The organism is Marisediminitalea sp., assembly GCF_984433645.1.
Map to the genome: position 1 here is coordinate 1 of NZ_CFIDRX010000222.1, position 6,310 is coordinate 6,310.

At 47.2% G+C, this 6,310-nt stretch carries 4 protein-coding genes; all 4 read left to right on the plus strand.

Going from position 1 to position 6,310, the window contains the following annotated elements:
• Positions 1 to 192 precede the first annotated feature (192 nt).
• The 4 genes from AC4MRN_RS18895 (at position 193) to AC4MRN_RS18910 (ending at position 6,278) form a co-directional block, all read left to right on the plus strand.
• A complete protein-coding gene (locus AC4MRN_RS18895) occupies positions 193 to 885 on the plus strand; it encodes a hypothetical protein (RefSeq protein ID WP_370241194.1) in 693 nt (230 codons plus the stop codon).
• A gap of 12 nt (positions 886 to 897) precedes the next feature.
• Positions 898 to 2,304 (plus strand): Y-family DNA polymerase, encoded by a 1,407-nt coding sequence (locus tag AC4MRN_RS18900; RefSeq protein WP_491204165.1) that lies wholly within the window; start codon positions 898 to 900, stop codon positions 2,302 to 2,304.
• A 1-nt stretch (position 2,305) separates the two neighbouring features.
• On the plus strand, positions 2,306 to 5,365 hold the full coding sequence (locus AC4MRN_RS18905) for an error-prone DNA polymerase (RefSeq protein ID WP_491204166.1): 3,060 nt from the start codon (positions 2,306 to 2,308) through the stop codon (positions 5,363 to 5,365).
• A 181-nt stretch (positions 5,366 to 5,546) separates the two neighbouring features.
• Positions 5,547 to 6,278: a hypothetical protein gene (locus tag AC4MRN_RS18910; RefSeq protein ID WP_490403372.1), complete on the plus strand. Its 732-nt coding sequence runs from the start codon at positions 5,547 to 5,549 to the stop codon at positions 6,276 to 6,278.
• The last annotated feature ends 32 nt before the right edge of the window (positions 6,279 to 6,310 follow it).

Here is a 6,310-nt window from a genome sequence, read left to right on the forward strand (position 1 = left end):
TTATTGCCTGTAAAGGAATTAGCTTCCCGGTAACCAAAACTGAATCAGCCAGTTCCTAAACGCTTTTTGAGTACACCATTCAACGCTGCGCAGTTTGTTTCGGGCCCAGCGTTAACGCAATAATTTGAATGCCTCTTGCAGAGGCATTTTTTTGCGCTACAATACTGTATATAAATACAGTATTTTTTGATTATGAAAAGCGCCATTCACACGTTAACCAAACACCCGGATATCTATTTGGGCAATGCAGCCGACGCCGCTCAATCTCCGATTGAGCGATTGCCTTTGGGTGTAAAAGCACTGGATGCGGCGCTGGCAGGAGGGATACCCAGCGCAGGGTTATCCCGTATTCGCTGCCATCAGGGCAGTGGTGAATTGCAGTTATTGCACCCGGTGTTTGCTGCACAACGCAATACTGGCAAAAAGGTGATTTGGTTATACCGCCATCAAAGTATTAACCCAGTCTGGTTGGCGAAACACAAGTTACTCACGGACAGCTGGTTACTCTCACCTGCGAATGAACAAGATGCGCTATGGGCCTGCGAGCAGTGCATTAGAAGCCAGGCATGCAGTTTAATTGTGTACAGTTACGCTTCGCTAAATGCGAAAGCTGCGCGTAGGCTGCAGGTACTAAGCAAACAGTACCAATGCCTGTTGCTGAATATTGACTACAACCTGCAGACGTTTATGTCATTGCCCGTTAATGTGGATTGCGAGCTGTATTACAAAGATACGCAATGGTATATCACGCTTCACAGGGTAGTTGGCAGTTGGCCGAAATCTGACATCCCTATTTGTAACCCGTTACCGGCAAGCAACGATGCCATTATTACTGCCATGCGCGAAACACAATCGGCTTCGGTATCGACGCTCACCGGCAGTTAGCGGGTTTCCCCAATGCAGTGGCTCTATGCGCACTTTCCTTCGTTGCAACTTGATCACTTTGTGCTTGAACAAGCCGAGGATAAACAAGCTGCGCTTGTGGTGTTTTGCCCTCAACACAATGAAATTTTGCAGGTATCTCAATGTGCCTCAACTGCCGGCATTAAACGGGGAATGGGACTTGCCCAGGCTTGCGCTTTGTTAAACCGAATCCAACTTATTCCCTATTCAGTTGAAGTGGAATGCCAACAGCTGCACCTGCTGGCTAATCAACTTTATCGCATTGCATCGGATATTGTTTTACTCGAACCTCAGGGCATCGCCATAAAGCTGGACCCCATTATCCACTACTATCACTCGGTTGATAATTTTGTGGCGTTGTTTCATCACGTTCTGCAAAGCACGGCGCTGCGCTACCACTTCGCGAGTGGCCCTAGCGTCGAGGCAGCTCAGGTATTGGCGTTAGCCGGCGCTGATACGGTTTACCTTTCCAATGCTCAGGCATTGATAGCTCTGCAAAACGTATCGCTGAAATACACCCAGTTTACCTCAAAGCAAGTCAGTCAGTTTGACCGCATGGGGATCCGAACACTACAGGCGGTTTTTCAAATCCCGCTAGAGGAAGTGGGGAAGCGATTTGATAACGCCCTGATCAGTTACCTGCTGGCTTTAAAGGGCAATAAGGCCGTTCCCAGGGCAACCTTTCATCCAAAACAACATTTCCGCTACCAGTGTGAACTTCCCTATGAGTTAGAAGACAGCGTGAAACTGCTCAGGTTTTTAACTCAACCTGTTGAGCAGTGTTGTGAGTATCTGGTAAGCCAAAACCTGACCACTGATTCATTGCAGCTTACCCTGCATATGGCGGACTCGCCTAAGCAACATGTAGAAGTACGCGCAGGTGCGCCTATGCACAACGCGAAAGACTGGCTCAGCTTAATTACGTTAAAACTGGAACAGCTTGCACTGACATCTGCTATTCGCGGTTTTCAACTACGCTGTGAACACACGGTTGTATTTCATGCCACGAGTGAACATTTGTTTGCCGTGCGATTTAATCAGCATGCCGAAAACATGCTGATGGGCACACTGTTAGCTAAATTGGGTTCAGACGCAGTTATCACTCCAAGAGTATGTCACGATCATCGTCAGGACTTGCACATTCGTCATGGTTTACCCCATTCCGGGGCGGCCTGTGAACAGCTTCCCTCTGGTCAGCATCCGTGCTGGTTGCTAATCGACCCCCAGCCTTTGTCGACACAAACCAAGATTGTGTATGGCCCGGAACGCATTCAAACCGGATGGTGGGATGATAGCGCGGTAAAGCGCGATTATTTTATTGCGCTCAGTTCAACGGGGCAGCGGCTGTGGATATTCCGCGATCATCAGTCTAACTGGTTTGTTCACGGGTACTTTAGTTAGTATGTTTGCTGAGTTAGTTTGCCAGAGTAATTTTTCCTTTCTCGAAGGTGCCTCTCACCCGGAAGAGCTTGTCAGTACCGCCGCGTTTTACGGTTACGAGGCGATTGCCATAACCGATGAATGTTCTGTAGCCGGCATAGTTAGAGCCTGGCAGGAAATCCAGTCCAATCGCTTACCGGTAAAACTGATCACAGGCAGCCTGTTTACCTTTTCAGATTCACTTAGAATTGTCTTACTTTGTCCGAACAAGCGGGCTTACTCCGAGCTGTGCCGTATTATTACGAACGCCCGACGTCGCTCTGCAAAGGGTCAGTATTCGTTGGCTGAATGGGATTTAAAATCGATTCGCGATTGTTTTATCGTTTGGCTACCTAAAGGAAATGAGCATGATGAGCACTGGGGTGACTGGTTGGCGAAACACCACCCTGAGCGGTGCTGGATTGGCGCATCACGCTTGCTGGATGGGTGCGATCATGAGACATTCGCGCATACCCGCAAGCTGCATCAGACGTATCATTTTCCGGTAGTTGCCACCAATCAGACGCTTTGTCATCACCCTGACCGACAACCGTTACAACATGTGTTGCACGCAATACGTGAAGGAAAGCAAATTAGTGAGTTAGGGTTTGACGCAATGAAGAACCAGGAACGCAGCCTCAAGCCCCTGACCACCCTCACCCGCTTGTACCCCAAAGCCTGGATAGATGAAAGCATTGCCCTGGCCCACCAGTGCGAATTTTGCCTCAGTGAACTCAAGTACCAGTACCCCAGCGAACTGGTACCTGACGGCTTTAACGCTACCACTTACCTGCGTCATTGCGTTGAGCAAGGTATTAAACGGCGCTTTCCTGAAGGGGTTACAGACAGCATTCGCGGGATCATTGAAAAGGAACTCGCACTAATTCATTCCGAGGGATACGAATACTTTTTCCTCACTATTTACGACATTGTTCAGTTCGCTAAATCACAGGGTATTTTGTACCAGGGCAGAGGCTCCGCGGCTAATTCCGTGGTGTGCTACTGCCTTGAAATTACGGCCGTAGATCCGAGGCAAATCAATGTGCTGTTTGAACGATTCATTTCTAAAGAACGCAACGAGCCGCCGGATATCGACGTCGATTTCGAACATGAACGCCGTGAAGAAGTCATTCAGTATATCTACACCAAGTACGGACGTGAACGCACGGCACTTGCGGCAACGGTGATCACCTTTCGCTTTAAAAGTGCATTCAGAGAAGTGGGCAAGGTGCTAGGGTTCGACGAGTCGCAGTTGGGTTACTGGTTAAAGCAAATTAATCTCAGAGACAGAACTCTTGGCTGGAAAGCGCAATTAGCCAGCCTAGGTCTCGACAATACAAATAAAAATCTCGCTCACCTGTTCAGTATTACCGAAACGTTACTGGGCTTTCCGCGACACCTTTCACAACACGTAGGGGGATTCGTTATTTCAGCAGGTCCCTTATACGAATTAGTGCCTGTAGAAAATGCCGCTATGGCAGAACGAACGGTGATCCAGTGGGACAAAGACGATTTAGAGTCACTTGGCTTATTGAAAGTCGATGTTCTCGCTCTGGGTATGTTAACCGCCATCAGAAAGATCTTTGCGCTTATTGAGCAGCGTTATGCTTTACCGGTAAGTATTCCATTTATCAGTAAACATGCTGATGACAAGCAGGTTTATGATGCAATTTGCAACGCTGACACTGTTGGCGTGTTTCAAATTGAGTCACGTGCGCAAATGTCGATGCTTCCCAGATTAAGACCGCGCTGCTATTACGACCTCGTTGTACAGATAGCCATTGTCAGGCCAGGCCCTATTCAGGGTGACATGGTCCACCCCTATTTATTACGGCGACATGGTGACATGCCAGTCACCTACCCTTCAGAGGAAGTAAGGTCGGTGTTAAGCAGAACAATGGGCGTGCCTATTTTTCAGGAACAGGTAATTCAGCTGGCTATGGTGGCAGCAGGGTTTACTGGCGGCGAAGCAGACCAGTTACGACGTGCAATGGCAAGCTGGAAGAAAACCGGCAAGTTGTTTCAATTCCGAAGCAAGCTAATAGATGGGATGACAGAAAGAGGCTACAAAAGTGAATTCGCTGAGCAGTTATTTGAGCAAATTTGTGGATTTGGTGAATATGGATTTCCCGAGTCTCACTCGGCGTCATTCGCTGTCCTGGCCTATGTTTCATCATGGCTTAAGTACTATTTTCCTGCCGAGTTTTACACCGGATTAATGAACAGCTGGCCAATGGGGTTTTACTCTCCTGCTCAGCTTGTAAAAGACGCACAACTTCACCAGATTCGGGTATTGCCTGTCTGTATCAATCATAGCGAATACGATCACAGCTTAACTGCTGCAGGGGAATTACGTCTGGGGTTACGTCAGGTGAAAGGGCTGTCAGAGGAAGGTGCACGCAGACTTGTTACAAATCGACCTCCATCCGGCTTTACGCAGCTCTTATCAATACAGCAATGTGGATTATCTCAGGGAGATATTGCAGCGCTTGCTAGTGCGAATGCACTCACTGATATTTCAGCTCACCGCTTTGATGCCCGCTGGAAAGTAGCAGATACCCAGCAGTCGTTACCTTTATTCAGCGAGGAATGCAGCGATACATACCAGGTAGCGGCCCCTTCGCCAGCTGAAGATATGATTGAAGACTATGCTTCACTGGCCTTGTCGGTAGATAAACACCCCATTGCGCTTTTAAACGCTTCAGGCAAGCTTAAACACATTACTTTTGCCAATCAGTTGGCTCATAAAGCACACAAAACGCCGGTCAGAATTATAGGTAATGTCGTTGGCAGACAAGCACCTGGAACGGCAGGCGGCGTAACCTTTGTTACATTAGAAGACCATACGGGCAATATCAATGTAATCGTCTGGCAGAATACCGCGAGGGCGCAAAAACAACCTTTCCTAAGTGCCACTATTCTCGAAGTACATGGCATTCTGGAACGTTCAAAGGAAGGAGTGTGTCATGTTATCGCAGGCAAACTGATCAACAGAAATGACATGTTTTCATCATTAACCGTTAAATCCAGAGATTTTCATTGAGCGTAATTAGTAGTAAGTACCTACATACGAAAAAACACCTATTCTTAGTCTTTATGGCAAACATTGTTAGAACTACTTGTAATATAGTTCAGTGTTGCTAGGTTTATACTATCTGAGCAGCGGCAATATATTTATGCGTGTAGTCTATCTTCTGTTTTCCATCACATGTCTTCTATTATCTTTGTCTGTCAGAGCGGAAACCTACGTTGTTGCATCTCAAAATATTCCTTACTACCCTCACTACGAGTTTTCTTCGGAAGTAGATAAAGGTTTTGCCTGGGCACTCTTAGAAGCGTATTCAAAACACACAGGCGTGAGTTTTGAATATGTAGCTATGCCGGTACTGAGACTTCAGGTTGAGTTAGAAAAGGGGAATGTCGATCTGGTTTATCCTGACCACCCAACGTGGACAAACCCTGTAAACGATAACAAAACAAAGCATTACAGCGCACCGTTAACCGACAGCCTGGTGGGTACGTTTGTTAAAGCACCTCGTTATGGTCAGGATATAAGCCGGATAAGAAAACTCGCCATAGTGCTTGGTTTTTCTCCTCTATATTGGCAGGACAGAATAGATAGCGGCAAGACCAAACTCATTTCCGTTGCGGATAACAAGGCAGCACTTTACCTTGCACAGCTGGATCGAGCGGATGCTGTTGATATGGATTATTACGTTGCCAATTATTTACTGAGCACGCTGTCTGATGTTGACGACTTTGTCCTTGATCCCAACCTACCGGTAACAACGGTTGAGTTTTGTTTATCGACGCTGAATAACCCGGAGCTAGTTGCCGATATCAGTGAATTCATTGCACAGCATCCTGATGTTGTTGCAAAGCTAAAAGCGCAATATGGATTAGACGATCCTACGGAAAGACTGAAAAAATTGCGCAATCAAAAAGGTCCCGGATAAATCATCCCGACCATATGCCCCATCCGTCATCC

Bases quoted from the DNA above. Each gene is read 5' to 3' on its own strand.
- AC4MRN_RS18900 (WP_491204165.1), top strand. From the start codon at position 898: ATGCAGTGGCTCTATGCGCACTTTCCTTCGTTGCAACTTGATCACTTT.
- AC4MRN_RS18905 (WP_491204166.1), top strand. From the start codon at position 2,306: ATGTTTGCTGAGTTAGTTTGCCAGAGTAATTTTTCCTTTCTCGAAGGT.
- AC4MRN_RS18895 (WP_370241194.1), top strand. From the start codon at position 193: ATGAAAAGCGCCATTCACACGTTAACCAAACACCCGGATATCTATTTG.